General features: G+C 63.4%; 12 protein-coding genes and 1 tRNA gene. 9 read left to right on the top strand and 4 right to left on the bottom strand.

The window, feature by feature from the left end; genetic code table 11:
• Positions 1 to 2: 2 nt before the first annotated feature.
• On the bottom strand, positions 3 to 1,469 hold the full coding sequence (locus tag MMG94_RS12255) for a glucosamine inositolphosphorylceramide transferase family protein (RefSeq protein WP_016919769.1): 1,467 nt from the start codon (positions 1,467 to 1,469) through the stop codon (positions 3 to 5).
• 77 nt (positions 1,470 to 1,546) lie between these two features.
• On the opposite strand from MMG94_RS12255, the gene MMG94_RS12260 reads away from it, so the two are divergent.
• The 4 genes from MMG94_RS12260 to MMG94_RS12275 all read left to right on the top strand — a co-directional run bounded on the left by MMG94_RS12260 (position 1,547) and on the right by MMG94_RS12275 (position 7,582).
• Positions 1,547 to 2,626 (top strand): glycosyltransferase, encoded by a 1,080-nt coding sequence (locus tag MMG94_RS12260; protein WP_016919768.1) that lies wholly within the window; start codon positions 1,547 to 1,549, stop codon positions 2,624 to 2,626.
• A gap of 198 nt (positions 2,627 to 2,824) precedes the next feature.
• Positions 2,825 to 4,912: a GumC family protein gene (locus MMG94_RS12265; RefSeq protein ID WP_016919767.1), complete on the top strand. Its 2,088-nt coding sequence runs from the start codon at positions 2,825 to 2,827 to the stop codon at positions 4,910 to 4,912.
• Positions 4,909 to 6,180 carry a VpsF family polysaccharide biosynthesis protein gene (locus tag MMG94_RS12270; protein ID WP_016919766.1) on the top strand — a complete coding sequence of 424 codons (1,272 nt, stop codon included), beginning with the start codon at positions 4,909 to 4,911 and terminating at the stop codon, positions 6,178 to 6,180. Before MMG94_RS12265 ends, MMG94_RS12270 begins: the two co-directional genes overlap by 4 nt.
• 208 nt (positions 6,181 to 6,388) lie before the next feature.
• Positions 6,389 to 7,582, top strand: a complete 1,194-nt coding sequence (locus MMG94_RS12275) for an endo-1,4-beta-xylanase (RefSeq protein WP_154419757.1) — start codon at positions 6,389 to 6,391, stop codon at positions 7,580 to 7,582.
• A 424-nt stretch (positions 7,583 to 8,006) separates the two neighbouring features.
• Here MMG94_RS12275 and MMG94_RS12280 read toward each other — a convergent pair.
• Positions 8,007 to 8,083 (bottom strand) — tRNA-His (locus tag MMG94_RS12280).
• Between the two features lie 86 nt (positions 8,084 to 8,169).
• Positions 8,170 to 8,688 carry a DUF721 domain-containing protein gene (locus MMG94_RS12285; protein WP_016919764.1) on the bottom strand — a complete coding sequence of 173 codons (519 nt, stop codon included), beginning with the start codon at positions 8,686 to 8,688 and terminating at the stop codon, positions 8,170 to 8,172.
• 67 nt (positions 8,689 to 8,755) lie between these two features.
• Between MMG94_RS12285 and mutY the strand changes: the two genes are divergently transcribed.
• Positions 8,756 to 9,805: an A/G-specific adenine glycosylase gene (mutY, locus tag MMG94_RS12290; protein ID WP_016919763.1), complete on the top strand. Its 1,050-nt coding sequence runs from the start codon at positions 8,756 to 8,758 to the stop codon at positions 9,803 to 9,805.
• A 21-nt stretch (positions 9,806 to 9,826) separates the two neighbouring features.
• Positions 9,827 to 10,087 carry an Imm74 family immunity protein gene (locus MMG94_RS12295; RefSeq protein WP_016919762.1) on the top strand — a complete coding sequence of 87 codons (261 nt, stop codon included), beginning with the start codon at positions 9,827 to 9,829 and terminating at the stop codon, positions 10,085 to 10,087.
• Between the two features lie 553 nt (positions 10,088 to 10,640).
• On the opposite strand, the gene MMG94_RS12300 is transcribed toward MMG94_RS12295, so the two are convergent.
• Positions 10,641 to 11,573, bottom strand: coding sequence for a transglutaminase family protein (locus MMG94_RS12300; RefSeq protein WP_051001113.1), 933 nt, complete (start codon positions 11,571 to 11,573; stop codon positions 10,641 to 10,643).
• Between the two features lie 622 nt (positions 11,574 to 12,195).
• Here MMG94_RS12300 and MMG94_RS12305 point away from each other — a divergent pair.
• From MMG94_RS12305 to MMG94_RS12315, 3 genes are all read left to right on the top strand, one after another.
• Positions 12,196 to 12,633 (top strand): PRC-barrel domain-containing protein, encoded by a 438-nt coding sequence (locus MMG94_RS12305; protein WP_016919760.1) that lies wholly within the window; start codon positions 12,196 to 12,198, stop codon positions 12,631 to 12,633.
• Between the two features lie 208 nt (positions 12,634 to 12,841).
• Complete coding sequence (locus MMG94_RS12310) at positions 12,842 to 13,408, top strand: cytochrome b (RefSeq protein WP_016919759.1); 567 nt, start codon at positions 12,842 to 12,844, stop codon at positions 13,406 to 13,408.
• Between the two features lie 32 nt (positions 13,409 to 13,440).
• On the top strand, positions 13,441 to 14,142 hold the full coding sequence (locus MMG94_RS12315; RefSeq protein WP_016919758.1) for a VIT1/CCC1 transporter family protein: 702 nt from the start codon (positions 13,441 to 13,443) through the stop codon (positions 14,140 to 14,142).
• Positions 14,143 to 14,232: the final 90 nt, after the last annotated feature.

Here is a 14,232-nt window from a genome sequence, read left to right on the forward strand (position 1 = left end):
GTCTATTTCCGTCGCCATCCGCAAATGTCGATCGTCTCGAAGCCGCCCTCGGCGTTGAGCGTATGCACGCCGAGCGCGTTGATCCCGGGCGGGGGGCCGAGGCGCTTTTCGACCGACTGTCGCAGCCCTCGCTCATCGACGCCTTCGATCCGGCACAGGCTCAGGCCCGAGCCGTAGCCGGCCGAGCAATCCTGCGCCGGCCGCCACAAGGCGTCGCCGCGCCGAAACACATTGCCGGCGGGGCGCGCCGCCGTCGCGTCGATCAGGACCGGCCCGTCGCCGCACCGCCGCCAGGCGCCGAAAGGCGACTCGGCGACGAAGAGCGAGAGGCAGTCCCAGGAGGAGCCGTCATCCTCGCGCGTCGCCGCCGTGATCCACCAGCGTTCGTCGCTTTCGAATATCGTGGCGTCGGAAATGTCGAAACCTTCGACGAGCACGCTGTGCAGCGTCCACTTTTCCGGAAAAGGGTCGGCGCGATAGATCGCCAGCGAATGGGAGCCGGAGCTTTCCGGCATCATCCAGATCTCTCCGTCGCGCTGGAACAAAAGCGGATAGGAGAGGTGACAATCGGCCTCGAGAATGACGCGGGGCGGCTGAGCGGGCGCGCCGCGTTCATCGAGGGGAAACCAGGAAATCACCGCCTTGCCTGTCGCGTAAGGATATTCTTCGCAGAAGACATGAACGACGCCATCCTTTTCGAAGAGAAAAGGATCGGCGTAATAACGCCGCCTATCGTCGTCGAGCCAGGTCCATTGCGCCTTGTTTGGCCAGGCGAGACACGCCTGCGTCGCGTCCGCGGCGCAAGACAGCCGCCGCCAGCCGATTCGCCAATGGCCCTCATGAGCGACGAGCCTGCCGACCCTCGACGCGACGCGACGCGCGAGGGACTTTGCGAGAAAGCTCGCCGCCAGCGCGCGGCGCGGCGCCTCGCGGGCCTGCGACGCGTTCGTCTGGGCGCGACCGTTCCGCACAAGTGCGCGAATCAGCGTGATGAGGCGTGACGCAACGGCTTCTCGACCGCTTCTCAGAATGTGGGGTTGCTCCAGCGCGATCTCGGCCTCGGAGAAGATGACGATTCGTTCGCCTTCCTTCTTCGCGAGTCCGATCCGGGGCGGCGCGCCGTCGAGCAGCATGGCGTTACAGGCGTCTTCGCCCGCAACTCCGCAATAGACTGGAAATACGGCCGCCGCCGCCGGCATAGGCTGACCGGTGAGGTCGATGACGAGATCGGCCGGCCCCGTCCATTGCGGCAGGCCGTCGGGGCGCGTCTCGCGATCGAGGAGATTCTCGCAGCGCCGGGCGAGAAGCTGGCGCTCCAATTCGTCGAGCAGAAAGACCGAAAGCTCCTGCTTCGGCCCCGTTCGCCATTCGAAACAGACCCGGGCGCCGTCGCGCGTGAGCGCGTCGAAAAGCTTTCTGTGCCAGCGCCGCAATTCGCCCTTCGGGGCCAGAATTCGCACCGTGGTCATTCTTCTCGCTCCTGAAACTATTTTGCGTCAGAACCGCTAGCACGGAGGCGCCTGACGATTTGCGAACGGGAACGGGAATGACGCAGCGTCGTAAACTGGTCTTTTATACACATGCGCTGGCCGGCGGCGGGGCCGAGCGCGTTTTTGCGCGCCTCGCCTCCGGTTTCGCCGCCCGCGGCGATCGCGTGACGTTCGTCGTGGATTTCGAGGCGCAGGAAAATCTCGATCTGTTGTCTCGCGAGGTCGATCTCATCGTCTTGCCGCGCGGCCACGCAAGGGGAGCGGCCGCTCTGGCGAAGCTGCTGCGCCGCGCGGGCGCCGACGCCAGCCTTTCCGCGATCAGCGTCTCGAATTTAAAACACGCCGCCGCCGCCGCGCTGGCCGGGCGTCTCGATCGAGCGATCATCAGCTATCACGGCTTTTACGAAAGCGAGTCCGCGCGGTTGAGCAATATCGGCTATCGACTCACGCCGGTTCTTTCCCGCGCCGTCGGCGCCACAGTCGCCGTGTCCGACGCCTTGCGGAACGATCTCGTGGCGCGCTTTTTTGTTCCGGAAAGGCGCATCCGCAAAATCTACAATCCCGCCGCGCCGGAGCCGTTTCCCGATGAGCCGACCGCGGACGACCTCGCCGCGCGCGCGCCGATCACGCTCGCCATGGGGCGTCTCGTCCCCGACAAGGATTTCTTGACCTTGATCCGCGCTTTCGCGCGCATAAGCGACCCGGAGGCGCGGCTGGTCATTCTCGGAGAAGGGCCCGAGCGCGACCGGCTCGGTTCGGAAGCGCGGGCGCTCGGCGTCGCGGCCCGCGTCGCCATGCCGGGTTTCACGGCCGATATCGGCCGCGCGCTTTCAAGGGCGAAATGTCTCGTCATTTCCTCGGAGCGCGAGTCCTTTGGCCTCTCCTGCGTGGAAGGCCTCGCCTATGGGCTGCCCGTCATCGTGACGGATTGCGGCGGACCCGCGGAGGTCCTCGGCCCGGCGGCCGACGACGCGCCAGTCCCCGTCGGCGATGTCGATCTTCTCGCCCGGCGCATCGCGCGCGCGCTGGCGAATCCGGGCGATCCCGCCAGACGCCAAAGCCGCGCGCGCGCCTTCTCGCTGGAGGCCGCGCTCGACGCCTATGACGAAGCGATCCGGGCCGTCGCCAGACGATAAGAGCGGCCTTACGCCCCGGCCCGCTTGCGCCAGCTAACCAATTCGTAAGCATAATTCGCCTAATCTCGAAGGAATTAAGATTCTGGAAGGCTTCGCGCGCATGGGCTGGAAATCGGGAAGAAGCACGGCGACGGCTCCATCCGCGCCGCGCCCGCGCCACGCCGCGATGCGAGAGCCGGCGGTCGGAGCCGATCGACCATGAGCGGCGCCGACCTTGCCGCGGGCGCCGGCCGTAAGACGCCCGCCGACCGATCCACGGAGCTCGATATCGGCGATTTCTACCGCGCGCTCATGCGGCGCTGGCGGCTGCTCCCGTTCTGCCTCGCCGCCACCTTCGCGATTGCGGGCGCCTATATCGTCGTCACGCCGGCGCGCTACGCGGCGACGATGTCTTTTCTCGTCGATACGAAGGAGCGGCCGCCCGTCGGCTCCGACGCGGCGCCGGTGCCGCAAAGTCCGGACTCGGCTCTCGTCGAAAACCAGATGCGGCTTCTCCAGTCCAATACGGTCCTGAAGCGCGTCGTCGACAGCGAGCGTCTGCGCGACGATCCCGAATTCAATTCGACCAGTCTCATTGGCCGCCTCAAGAATATGATCTTCGGCAAATCGCAAAGCGGCCCAACGGAGATCCAGCTTGCCGAAGCGCTGGCGCGCTCGGTGACGGTCAAGCGCAGCGACAAAAGCTATGTGATCGACGTTGAAGTGCGCGCCTCCTCGACCGAGAAGGCGGAAAGCCTGGCGCGGGCGCTCGGGCAAGCCTTCATGGATGCGAATAACGAAATGCGGGATTCGATCTCCGATCAGGAGACCAAATGGCTCGACCGGAAGATCGACGAATTGCGCCGCCGGCTCGAAGCCGCGGAAGCGCGCGTGCAGGATTATCGAGCGCGGAACGCGATCGTCGTCACCGACGGGCTGACGCCGCCGGAAGATCAACTCAAGGACGCCAACGCGGCGCTGGTCAATGCGCGAAACCGGCGCGCGGACGCCGAAGCGAGATATGAGCAGTTCCTCGCCGCGACTCGCGGCGGCTCTGTTGAGACGCTGCGCTCGCCGCTCATGGAAAGGCTGCGCGTCGAATATGCCGCCCTGATTCGCGAGGCCGCGCAGCAGCAAATGACGCTCGGGCCGAAACACCCCTCCTATATCGCGCTCCAATCCCAGATCGCCGCGCAACGCGCGCAGATCGAGCGCGAATTGCACAATATGAAGGAGACCCAGCGCCGCGATCTGGAAGCCACGCGCGAGGTCGAGCGCGACGCCGAGGCGCATGTCGCGAAACTCAAAAAGGCGATCACCGATTCCGGCGGCGGCCGCATCGAGCTCAACGAGCTCGAGCGCAAGGCCGAATCGCTGCGCGAGAACTATCAGAAGGCGCTCGCCGCGCGCGAAAGCACGCGGCGCGAAATTGTGACGTCGCCCAATCCGGTCCTGATCAACCAGCCGGTCGCCCAGGCCGGCCGCGTCAGTCCCAAAATCCTGCCGGCGCTTCTCATCGCGTTCGCCGGCGGCGTGAATCTGTGGATCGTCTCCGCGCTCGTCGCCGAATATCTCGCCCGCCGCGGCGGCCACGCGGCCCCGATCGGTCCGACGCCGTCGCGCGCGCGGGACGCTGAGCGGCAAGCGGGAGAGGACTTCGCATTGCCCGATTTCGGCCGCGCGGCGGCGGCGCATGCGGGAGGCGGGCCAAGGCGCGCATCGATGATCGAGCAGACCGTCGACGCGATGGAGACGCGCGCCGGCCCCTATCGCCGCGCCGTCCTCCAGCTTTACAAAATGTTGTGCGACGACCTCGAGGGGAAATCGGCGCCCGCCGTGGCCGTCGGCGGGCGCGAGCCGGGTCTCGGCTCCACGTCGCTCACGCTTTCTCTCGCGCTCCTGGCTTGCGAAACCGGCGCGCGGGTTCTGGTCGTCGAAGCATCCGATCGACCCGCTTTGACCGGTCTTCTTCCCCATCTCAAGGTCGTCGGTCCCGGCGACCGCGACATGGGGGAGATATTCCTTTGCCGGCACGACGCTAAAAGCGGCGGACGCATCTATCTCGCTCAGAGCGACGGCGGATCGCCCCGCGCCGGAAGCTGGCTCGACGGGCGCTTCGACGTGACGCTCCTCGATTACGGCGCGTCGGGAGCGCCCGAGAACGGCGCCGCGATCGATGCGGGCGTCGAAATAGAACGCTTGCAGGAGGGCGTCCGATATGGACGTCTCATTGCGATCGACGAGAATCGGCGGCCGCGTCGCGCGCCCGAGCGTAAGAGCGCCTATAAGCAAGCCGCCGCGCGATGACCCGCTCGGCGCCGGAACAAGCGGCCGAATGCGCGCCCCGATGGGCGGCGCGGCTGCTGGTCCTCTCCGTGATGCTGCTCTTTTCCGTGTCGCCGATGGCGCTCGGGCTTATTGGCGTCAAATATGATCTCGCGGAAGCGCCGTTCTGGCATAAGCTGCATCCATGCACGATCGTGGCGATGCTCGCTTTTTGCGTCGACGTCGCGGCGCGTCCCCGTCCATTCCGTCGCGTCCGTCGCATCGCGGCCGCGTTTCCAGGCGCGATGTATTTCACGGCGATGTGGCTGCTGCTGGTCGCTCATGGCCTCATCAATCAACAGGCGCAGCTCACGGCGCTCGTCGAGCCTTACGCCTTGTCGCTCGTCGCGCTCTTCATGATTGACGAAATCGGCGACAGCCGGCGCAATTTCCTGCGTCTATTCGCACATGTCGCGATCCTTGCGAACGCTTTCATCGGAATCATCGAGTTCGTCACGCATTTGCGTCTCTTTCCTTACGAGATCGGCGGCGTCGAGGTCGTGGGCGACTACCGTTCGACGGCGCTGATCGGCCATCCGCTTCTGAACGCCAGCACGACCGGCGCCTATATCCTCTGCCTCGTCCTGGGCGGAGACAGCCGCCTTTCCGCGGTTTGGCGCATTTCGGCCTTGCTGCTCGCAGGATTCGGGATGATCGCCTTTGGCGGGCGCACCGCCATCGCCGCATCGTCCGTCATTATCCTTCTCGTCGCGCTCCGGCGCTTCGCGGCGATCTTGATGGGCGCGCGCGTCGACATCCGGCAGGTTCTGGCGACGCTCGTCGTCGGGCCCCTGCTCTTCGGCGCCCTTATCGGCGCGGCGCAGGCCGGCGCGTTCGACGCCTTTTTCGCGCGCTATGTCGACGACAACGGATCCGGCGAAGCGCGAAGCATCGCGCTGCAGCTCTTCGACATGTTCGATCTGAGCGATCTTATGATCGGCCCGCGTCCGGACCTCGTCAATTCGGCGCTGAAGCTCCTCGGCATCGAGATCGGCATCGAAAGCAGCTGGCTCGCGCTGCTGTTTCAATTCGGCGCCTGGATGGAGTTCTTTTTCGTTTGCGGACTGCTCGGGCTGTTTTACGAATTCTGGCGGCGCGGACGGCCCGGCGTCACCCTGCTCTTCGTCTATTTCGTCGTGGTGATCAGCTCCGCGATCGGCATTGCGGCGAAAACGTTGATCTTCGCGCAGTTTTCATTGCTGCTCCTTCTCCTGTTCAGGCGCGAGGACGCCGCGCCGTCGCGGAATTAATGTTAAATTTCGATTCAGGGCGGCGCCGGCTACGCTCCGCCTGGAGCAGACGATATTTGTGGTTTGCGGAACCGCGCGCGTTTCAAAAAGAAAGCTGACCCCGGCAATGAGCGGGAAATCAAGATCTCCGGCAGGCTCTCGCCGCGCCTTTTGCAAAGCCTTGCTCGGCGGACTGGCGTTCGCTCCCTTGCGCGCCAGGACCGAAGAAATGTGTCTCGACGCAACCCCGGCGCCGCCTTATTCGCAAATCGGCAAGACGCCCTTGGGCGAGATCGATCCCTACATTCTCTGGGGCGCGCATATAGAGGGCGAAACGATTTACGATCAGCCCTTCCTCGAAGCGTTGCGGCGGGAGAGGCCGCGCGTGATCGCGATCGGCAGCGGCCTCAAATATGGCAGCCTGCATCCCTTGTCGCTCGCTTGCGAGCGCGAAGCGGACGGCAAGAAATATTCAACCTGGATCGAGGCGGACGATATCGTCAAGGTCGCCGCCCGCTTCGACGCGAAGGTTCGCGGCGACGCGCTGATCTGGAACGACTGGCTTCCGCATTGGATCAACGAGCTGGCCAAAAGGCGCCGCAAGAACTGGCGCGACCTCCTCCAGGAGGCGTTCGAGAGGCATTTCGCCGACATATTCGCGCATTTCGCCGCGCTCGACCGTGAAAAGGGCGATCAGGTCATGCCTTGGTGCGGGCTCGTCAACGAGCCCCTGGAGCCATGGAGTCTCAGCAAAGGCGGCGATCCATGGCGCAACGGCGCTTGGCTTGCGGCCTTCGAGGCGCGTCCCGACGGCGCGCCCGGCTACATACACAAGGCGTTCGAATTCGGCGAGAAATATGGCGGCTCCACAAGAACGGACTTCTATCTCAACGAAGCCAATTGCGAGAATGACCGCTTTGGAAGGGCCATGCGGCCCGCGCTTTTGAAGCTTGTCGAAAGTCTGATGCGCGCCGGACGGAAGATCGACGCCGTCGGCCTCGAGGCGCATCTGATGCCGCAATGGATGGACGATCCGCGCAAGCCGGACTGGAAGCCGTTCAAGACGTTCCTGGACGACATCGGCGCGCTCGGCCTGAAGGTCTATATCACCGAACTCGACGTCAATGATTGCATGATCGAGGACATGGCCGAGCGCGACAAGCTCGTCGCCGATTACACATATGGCTTCGTTTCGACCGCGCTGTCGAGCAACGCCGTCAGCATGATCACCAATTGGGATTTCTCGGACAATCATTCCTGGTATCGCGGCGACGGATCGCCGGAGGCGACCTTCCGCACGCTCGGACGATGGGCGAATTGCGGATCGCGCTGGGCATGCCCCCGCCCGACGATCTACGATCAGAACCTGCTCCCGAAAGCGTCGCGCGACGCATTGGCCCGCGCCTTTGCGAGGTCTCGGTGAAATCGGGGCGAACATGTTGCCGTCGATGAGGCTGTGGCGGCGTAACGCCGCGAAATCCTCGAGAGACGCGACCTCAGGCGTTTTCGCGATTGCGGTCTCTGCAACGCCGCTCGCCGGAAATAGGCCGAGCAGGATTGCGAGAGCATGACCTGAATGGCGTTTTCGCGATAGGCCGCCGGTGCGGCCGAGCATTAATGAGCGCCTCGGGCGCGTCGAATCATTGAAAAAAAGCAGGGTGAAATTTGGGATGGCGACGCCGCTCGGACCCGTCATTTATCAAGAACGAGACGGTCAAAATCGCCGACGCCGCATTTCCAAATGGAACGCTCGTATCGCTCAGCCTTCCGACGAGCGAGACGGGCGTTTACATCGTTGGAAAACGGACCGACGACGAACCAAGCAAGTCTAGCGCGCGCAATAAGATTGGTACCGCCACCCCGGCTCGAACGGGGGACCCCCAGATCCACAATCTGGTGCTCTAACCAACTGAGCTATGGCGGCCCGAAGCGGCGCGAAACTATTCGCAAGCGTCGTGGATTGCAAGCGTTCCCGGAAACTCCGCGTCGGGACGGGCGCCGCGGGCGCGGTCACCCAATTCTGCGGGGCTTCAGCGCCTGTTCGCCGAGGCGGATCAGGGCGGCGCGCAGGCTCTCTTCGGCGACTCCTTGCGTGGCGGCTTCGGCGCGAGCGCGGGAGGCGGGGTCGGCGAGGGCGGGGCGGGGGGGACGTCTCTTTTCCGCGCGCGGCGCGAGCGCCTGCTGGCGCAGGGTCACGCGGACGACGCAGCGCCAGCCGAGATGGGCGTTGACCCTGTCGACGATCGCGGGGGCCATGTGCTGGATCTCGAGGCCGAAGCCGGGTTCGACCCGCAGCACGAGCGTCGCCGGCTCCTGCGGCCTGTCGGGCGCGGGCTTGCGGGCGCGAGCGGGCCATTGCAGGCGCTCCGGCGCGCAAATGTCGGCGACGCGCGCGCCGACGATCTCACGCCATTGCAGGAGCAGCGACGCCTCGCCGAAGCCTTGCCTGGCGACGAGCGGGTCGAGCTCGCGCAGCACATAGTCGACGAGCGGCCGGGCGAAGACGCCTTTACGCGGCGCGGCGCTCATGGGGCCCCTTTCCTGCTCTTGCCCGGGAGCGGGCGCGCCCCCTAAATCGAGGCCGATGATAGAGCCAATGCGACAGAGACAAAAGCTCGCCCCGGCGCTTCTGCGCTGGTACGATTCGCATCGCCGCGACCTGCCCTGGCGCGCGCCGCCGGGCGCGCGCGTCGATCCATACGCCGTCTGGCTTTCCGAGATCATGCTGCAGCAGACGACCGTGGCGACGGTGAAGGGCTATTTCGAGCGGTTCCTGACGCGTTGGCCGACGGTCGAGGCGCTCGCCGCCGCGCCGCTGGAGGAGGCGCTCGCCGCCTGGGCCGGGCTCGGCTATTACGCTCGCGCCCGCAATCTCCACGCCTGCGCCGGCGCGGTCGCGCGCGACCATGGCGGGCGCTTTCCCTCGACCGAGGCGGCGCTGCTGGCGTTGCCGGGCGTCGGCCCCTATACGGCCGCGGCCGTCGCCGCCATCGCCTTCGATCAGCCTTGCGCCGCCGTGGACGGCAATGTCGAGCGCGTCGTGACCCGCCTCTACGCCATCGGGACGCCCGCGCGCCGGGCGAAGCCGCTCATTCGGGAGAAGGTCGAGGCCATGATGCCCGCCGCCCGCGCCGGAGATTTCGCGCAGGCGCTGATGGATCTCGGCGCGACGGTCTGCACGCCGCGCGCGCCCGGTTGCGGCGCCTGCCCGTGGTCGGCGGATTGCGCGGCTCGCGCCGCCGGGACGCAGGAGGCCTATCCCGTCAAGGAGAAGAAGGCCGAAAAGCCGAAGCGGCGTGGGGGCATCTTCATTCTCGAACGCGGCGAGGAGACGCTGCTGAGCCGCCGCCCGGAAAAAGGGCTCTTCGGCGGCATGAGCGCCTTCCCTTCCACGCCCTTCACACGCGACGTCGCGCCAGACGAGCAGCTCGCTTTCGCGCCCTGCGCCGCCGACTGGCGCGCTCTGCCCGAGCCCGTGTCGCATGTCTTCACTCATTTTGCGCTGACGGCCACGGTTTTCACGGCGCGCACGAAGAGCCCGAAAGCGCCGGGCGCGAATTGCCGCTGGGCGTCGCGGGCCAATCTGGATAGAGAAGGCCTGCCCACGCTCATGCGCAAGGCCGCCTTGCTGGCTGGGCTGATCTGAGAAAAGGCGGAGAGGGCGACCATGGCGCGGGCGAAGATCAAGGTCGAGATGACGGAGGGCGCGATCCGCGTCCATCAGGACGGGCGCACGCTGACGATCCACGCCGAGGCGCCGGATGCGGAGTCGGGCGAGGAGACGGATTTCGTCGTGCGTCTCGACGAGATCGACGTCTGGGACGCGCCGGACCAGGACAAAGAAATCGACATAGACGATCTGCAGCGCATTCTCGACGCGGTGGAGAAGGAATTGGCGAAGCATGGGCTGACGGTGGATTTCGATTGAGCGCGGCGGATTCAGGCTGTCGACATCCGCGTAGCGGCGCCCCTCCCATGCGCACCGTCACTGCTGTCGCGCATGGTCACGCCGAAGGGTTGAAATTGGCGATTTCTAATGTCGCAAAGGCAGGGGCCGACGCCCATTCTAGCAAGGGGTCAGCAAGAATGGGGAGGAATGTCGCCCGATAGCGAAACGCGGGACGTCCTTGAGCTCCTGTAAACTATTGATTTATCGTAGCGTAGAATGGGGGAGATGGTGCCAGCGGCGGAATCGAACCACCGACACTGCGATTTTCAGTCGCGACTCAATTGTAATTATCACACTGTATTCAAATGGTATTTATAGACACAAAAAAACTCAGCAAGGCGTCAGCAAGGGCACCGCATTTGTGGCCTCGATTATTGGTCCGTCTCGGCGAGAGAGGATTGCGCAGTGACCACCTGAGGCGCCCTTGGTGCGAGTGCACGGTCGACGAGAAACCACCCTCTGCAGAATTGCAGTTTTTCCCGCCCTTGCGCCTGGCTTCCGCGGCCAGCTCAGGATTCCTCGAGAAGCTACGCTATTCGTTAGGAGCGCTTTGCGCGCCCATGCACGCGAACTCGCGCTGCTTCTCAGGTCGATTCCCCATACGGGGAGCGGCTTCTGACGTGACGAGGACCTGGACCGACATTCCGAGAAATGAATCAGCGCTCCCGATGAAGCTTCCAGCAATAGGCATCGCCTGCCGAATGTTACGCGCGACGGCCACGGGGATTAGATTTAAGCCTCCGACCCCACGATTAGTGGGATCGAAAGTGATCCAGCCCGCGCCAGGCACATAAACTTCCGCCCAAGCATGGGTAGACCCTTCGCCGCTAGATCCTTCGGGATTGTAGCGATAGCCTGAAACGATCCGTGCTCCGAAACCAAGGCTACGCGCTGCTTCAACAAAGAGGACGGCGAAATCCCGGCAAGATCCCCAACCGCGGTCCAGAGTTTCGGTCGGCGACTGGGTCCCCTCTTCATCCCGGCTCTGATAATTGATCCACGCTGAAACGCCCGCGCTTAGGTCTTTGAGCAAGGAAAGAGTGTCCGTTCGATCACCCCTAACGAAAGCACGAGCCCAATCCCTTAGCCGCCCGGACGGATCTGGATACTGTTGAATCGTCAGGGCGCCGAGGTCGGCCCATTCATCGTCAGAGTAGAGGAATGGAAAGAAAATGGCGGTGGCGGCAATCTCGAAAACCGGCCAAGCGGCGGCATTAAGTTCGATTTCCACGAAGCTGTCGATGCAAAGCCCCTCCGCTGCAGCGCCAAAATTAGCGATCGCGACAGCATTGCCAAAGACATCCTGCGTCCAAGTCACCGCCGCGTCGGGAGCCGCGGTCACGTCGATGGAAATGAGGCGAAGGTCAAGGCTCTCACGCGGCCGAAGCATCAAGCGGTGCGGACCCAAATTTACGGATTGATTGTAGCGATAGATTGTTTGGTGATGAATTTTGAGCGTGACCAACGCGTGCCTCCTTGCCCGGAGATTGAACCCAGTTAGACACGAAACCAAATCTCCATCTTGTAAAGGAGAATCGACTTTCGAACCGAGAGGCATGCAAGGTGGAAGGATATCACGCCATGTAAATGCATGCGCGTAAACTCTCCTCCTGCGACTTTGTGTCATGATGACTACGACGGGAATCCTGATTGTCGCAGATGTTCTGCGCGCAACGCACCCGCCGATTTGCAATTGACGTCCAGACCATATCCGGCCTGAGCGATTGTCGGATAGGTTCGGAAATTACCTATCCGGGACGTCGAGCGCCGACTCGGCCAGAAGGGTAGAAGCATGGGGCTTGAACGAAGCGTCCATCGACCGCCTGAACGGTGGCTGCCTGGTCTTCACAGTGAGCCCGATCGAGCCTTCTGTCTTTCATGAGTCGGATAGCGCGACACAACGAGCGCCGGCATGACGATGTTCTTTGACGTGCGGACGATAGGCATTGTCACGCGTAGCCAAAGCAGCATACTCGTGCTGAGTAATTTCCGAGCCTGCCGAAAACTATAACCGACTGATACGTTCGCAAGTCATCGCAACAGTCGTAAAGAGTCGGATCGCGATGCGACACAAATGGAGTTATAGAATGTCAAAGTCCCTTATTCTCATCGCTTCGGCAATGACAATTGCGGCCAGTCTTGCTCTCGCCGAAGCCCCTACGAAAATGACGATGGCGCCGGCGTCGACGACGACCACTGAATTTCTCTCGACGATCCCCAGCAACGCGCTGCTCGTTTCCAACATCTATGACCGGAACGTCTATGATGCCGGGGAGAACAAGCTCGGCGAGATCAAGGATATCGTCATCGATCGTTCCGGCACGATCGGCGCCGTGATCGTTTCGGTGGGCGGGTTTCTCGGCGTCGGCGACAAGGACGTGGCCGTCGCTTTTGAAGCGGTCAACATCTCCCAGCGCAACAACAAGACCTGGCTATCGATGAACACGACGAAGGCCGCGCTCATGAGTGCGACAGGATTCAAGTTTGACAAGTCGCAGGGCTTGTGGACGCTCGGGCAGAAGTAGCCTTGGGCTGCGTCCGCCGCCTTGCCTCCCCCAAGTCGCAAGATGGCGGACGTCTCCTGTCGATACAAAGCAGACCGCAGCGAGGAAATCGGCGCCGTTTCGATCCTAAGGCGTCACGACGCGCCTGAAATCCTACAACCAGCGGAAAGCGGCCGGATGGCGTTGCCGACATAGGCTTTGTCGCGGATATCAAACGGAGGGTGTCTGGATGACGACGACGCATGGCTTTCTGCGGGACTATTCTCCGCCGGCGCAGCTTTTCCACTGGGGCTCCGCGCTGCTTGTCCTCTTCGCTTGGGCCTTGGGCTCGTTTGGCGACGATCTTCCCAAAGGCTCTATTCGCAATCTTGGCGAGTTCGTGCATGTGTCGGCCGGGCAACTCATTTTGATCCTACTTCTCGCGCGTCTCGCTTGGCGTGCGATCTCGCCGCCGCCGCCGCCGGAGACCACGCCTCTGGGAAAATGGGCGGATCGCGGCGGCGTCGCCATGCACTATGTTCTTTACGCGCTGCTTGTGGCGGCGCCGGTCGCCGGCGTCGTGACCCTGTTCGCCAACGGAGAGAGCCTGCCGCTATTTGGTCTGGGCGAAATCCCGTCGCCCTGGCTCAAGGACAAGGCCTTCGCGCATGACGTGAAGGAAATACACGAGACGTTGGCGAATGCGTTGATCATACTGGCGCTCGCACACGCCGGGGCAGCTCTTGCGCATCACTTTTATTTTCACGACAGAACCCTGAAGCGGATGTTGCCCAATATCTTCGATGCGAATGTGTGAAATCGCCAAAACAGCCGCCGAGAGAATTGTCGATGACGCGACTCCGCATACACGATGAACGCCACCTCATCTCCCGCATCGGATGGCTGAGAGCGGCGGTTCTGGGCGCCAATGACGGCATCGTCTCGACCGCAAGCCTCATTTTGGGCGTCGCGGCGGCGTCCTCTCCACAGAAGGATATCTTGATCGCCGGCGTCGCGGGCCTCGTGGCGGGCGCGATGTCCATGGCTGCCGGAGAATATGTGTCGGTGAGTTCGCAGGCCGATACCGAGCGGGCAGACTTTGCGCGCGAGAAAGAGGAGTTGAGCAATAATAGGGGGCCTGAACTGGAAGAGCTCGCGCAGATTTATATTGCGCGCGGGATTGACCCCGAACTTTCCCGAGAGGTCGCTGAGCAACTGATGGCGAAGGATTCACTGGCCGCTCACATGCGTGACGAGCTCGGCCTGTCCGATGTCAGCAAAGCCCGTCCGGTGCAAGCAGCCTTTGCTTCGGCAGCGGCTTTCGCGATCGGCGCCCTGATGCCGTTGCTCATGGTCGTCGTGTCGCCCGCTGACATGCTCGTCCCCATCGTTTCGGGAACGTCTCTCGGCTTTCTCGCGCTGCTCGGCGCGATCGGCGGGAAAGCAGGAGGGGCAGGCATTTTACGCGCCACTACGCGCGTGACGTTCTGGGGCGCCATCGCTATGGTCCTGACTGCCGGCGTAGGTAACCTATTCGGCGCCGTCATTTAGGGGCATGCGCAGTCGCTGAAGAGGCGCCACTCGTTTAACATTGCATGGCAGGAGCGCTCGACATCCAAAGCATCCTATCCAGAAGACGTC

The organism is Methylocystis parvus OBBP (assembly GCF_027571405.1).
Lineage (GTDB): Bacteria > Pseudomonadota > Alphaproteobacteria > Rhizobiales > Beijerinckiaceae > Methylocystis > Methylocystis parva.

Bases quoted from the DNA above. Each gene is read 5' to 3' on its own strand.
- MMG94_RS12255 (WP_016919769.1), bottom strand. From the start codon at position 1,469: ATGACCACGGTGCGAATTCTGGCCCCGAAGGGCGAATTGCGGCGCTGG.
- MMG94_RS12260 (WP_016919768.1), top strand. From the start codon at position 1,547: ATGACGCAGCGTCGTAAACTGGTCTTTTATACACATGCGCTGGCCGGC.
- MMG94_RS12265 (WP_016919767.1), top strand. From the start codon at position 2,825: ATGAGCGGCGCCGACCTTGCCGCGGGCGCCGGCCGTAAGACGCCCGCC.
- MMG94_RS12270 (WP_016919766.1), top strand. From the start codon at position 4,909: ATGACCCGCTCGGCGCCGGAACAAGCGGCCGAATGCGCGCCCCGATGG.
- MMG94_RS12275 (WP_154419757.1), top strand. From the start codon at position 6,389: ATGTGTCTCGACGCAACCCCGGCGCCGCCTTATTCGCAAATCGGCAAG.
- MMG94_RS12285 (WP_016919764.1), bottom strand. From the start codon at position 8,688: ATGAGCGCCGCGCCGCGTAAAGGCGTCTTCGCCCGGCCGCTCGTCGAC.
- mutY (WP_016919763.1), top strand. From the start codon at position 8,756: ATGCGACAGAGACAAAAGCTCGCCCCGGCGCTTCTGCGCTGGTACGAT.
- MMG94_RS12295 (WP_016919762.1), top strand. From the start codon at position 9,827: ATGGCGCGGGCGAAGATCAAGGTCGAGATGACGGAGGGCGCGATCCGC.
- MMG94_RS12305 (WP_016919760.1), top strand. From the start codon at position 12,196: ATGTCAAAGTCCCTTATTCTCATCGCTTCGGCAATGACAATTGCGGCC.
- MMG94_RS12310 (WP_016919759.1), top strand. From the start codon at position 12,842: ATGACGACGACGCATGGCTTTCTGCGGGACTATTCTCCGCCGGCGCAG.
- MMG94_RS12315 (WP_016919758.1), top strand. From the start codon at position 13,441: ATGACGCGACTCCGCATACACGATGAACGCCACCTCATCTCCCGCATC.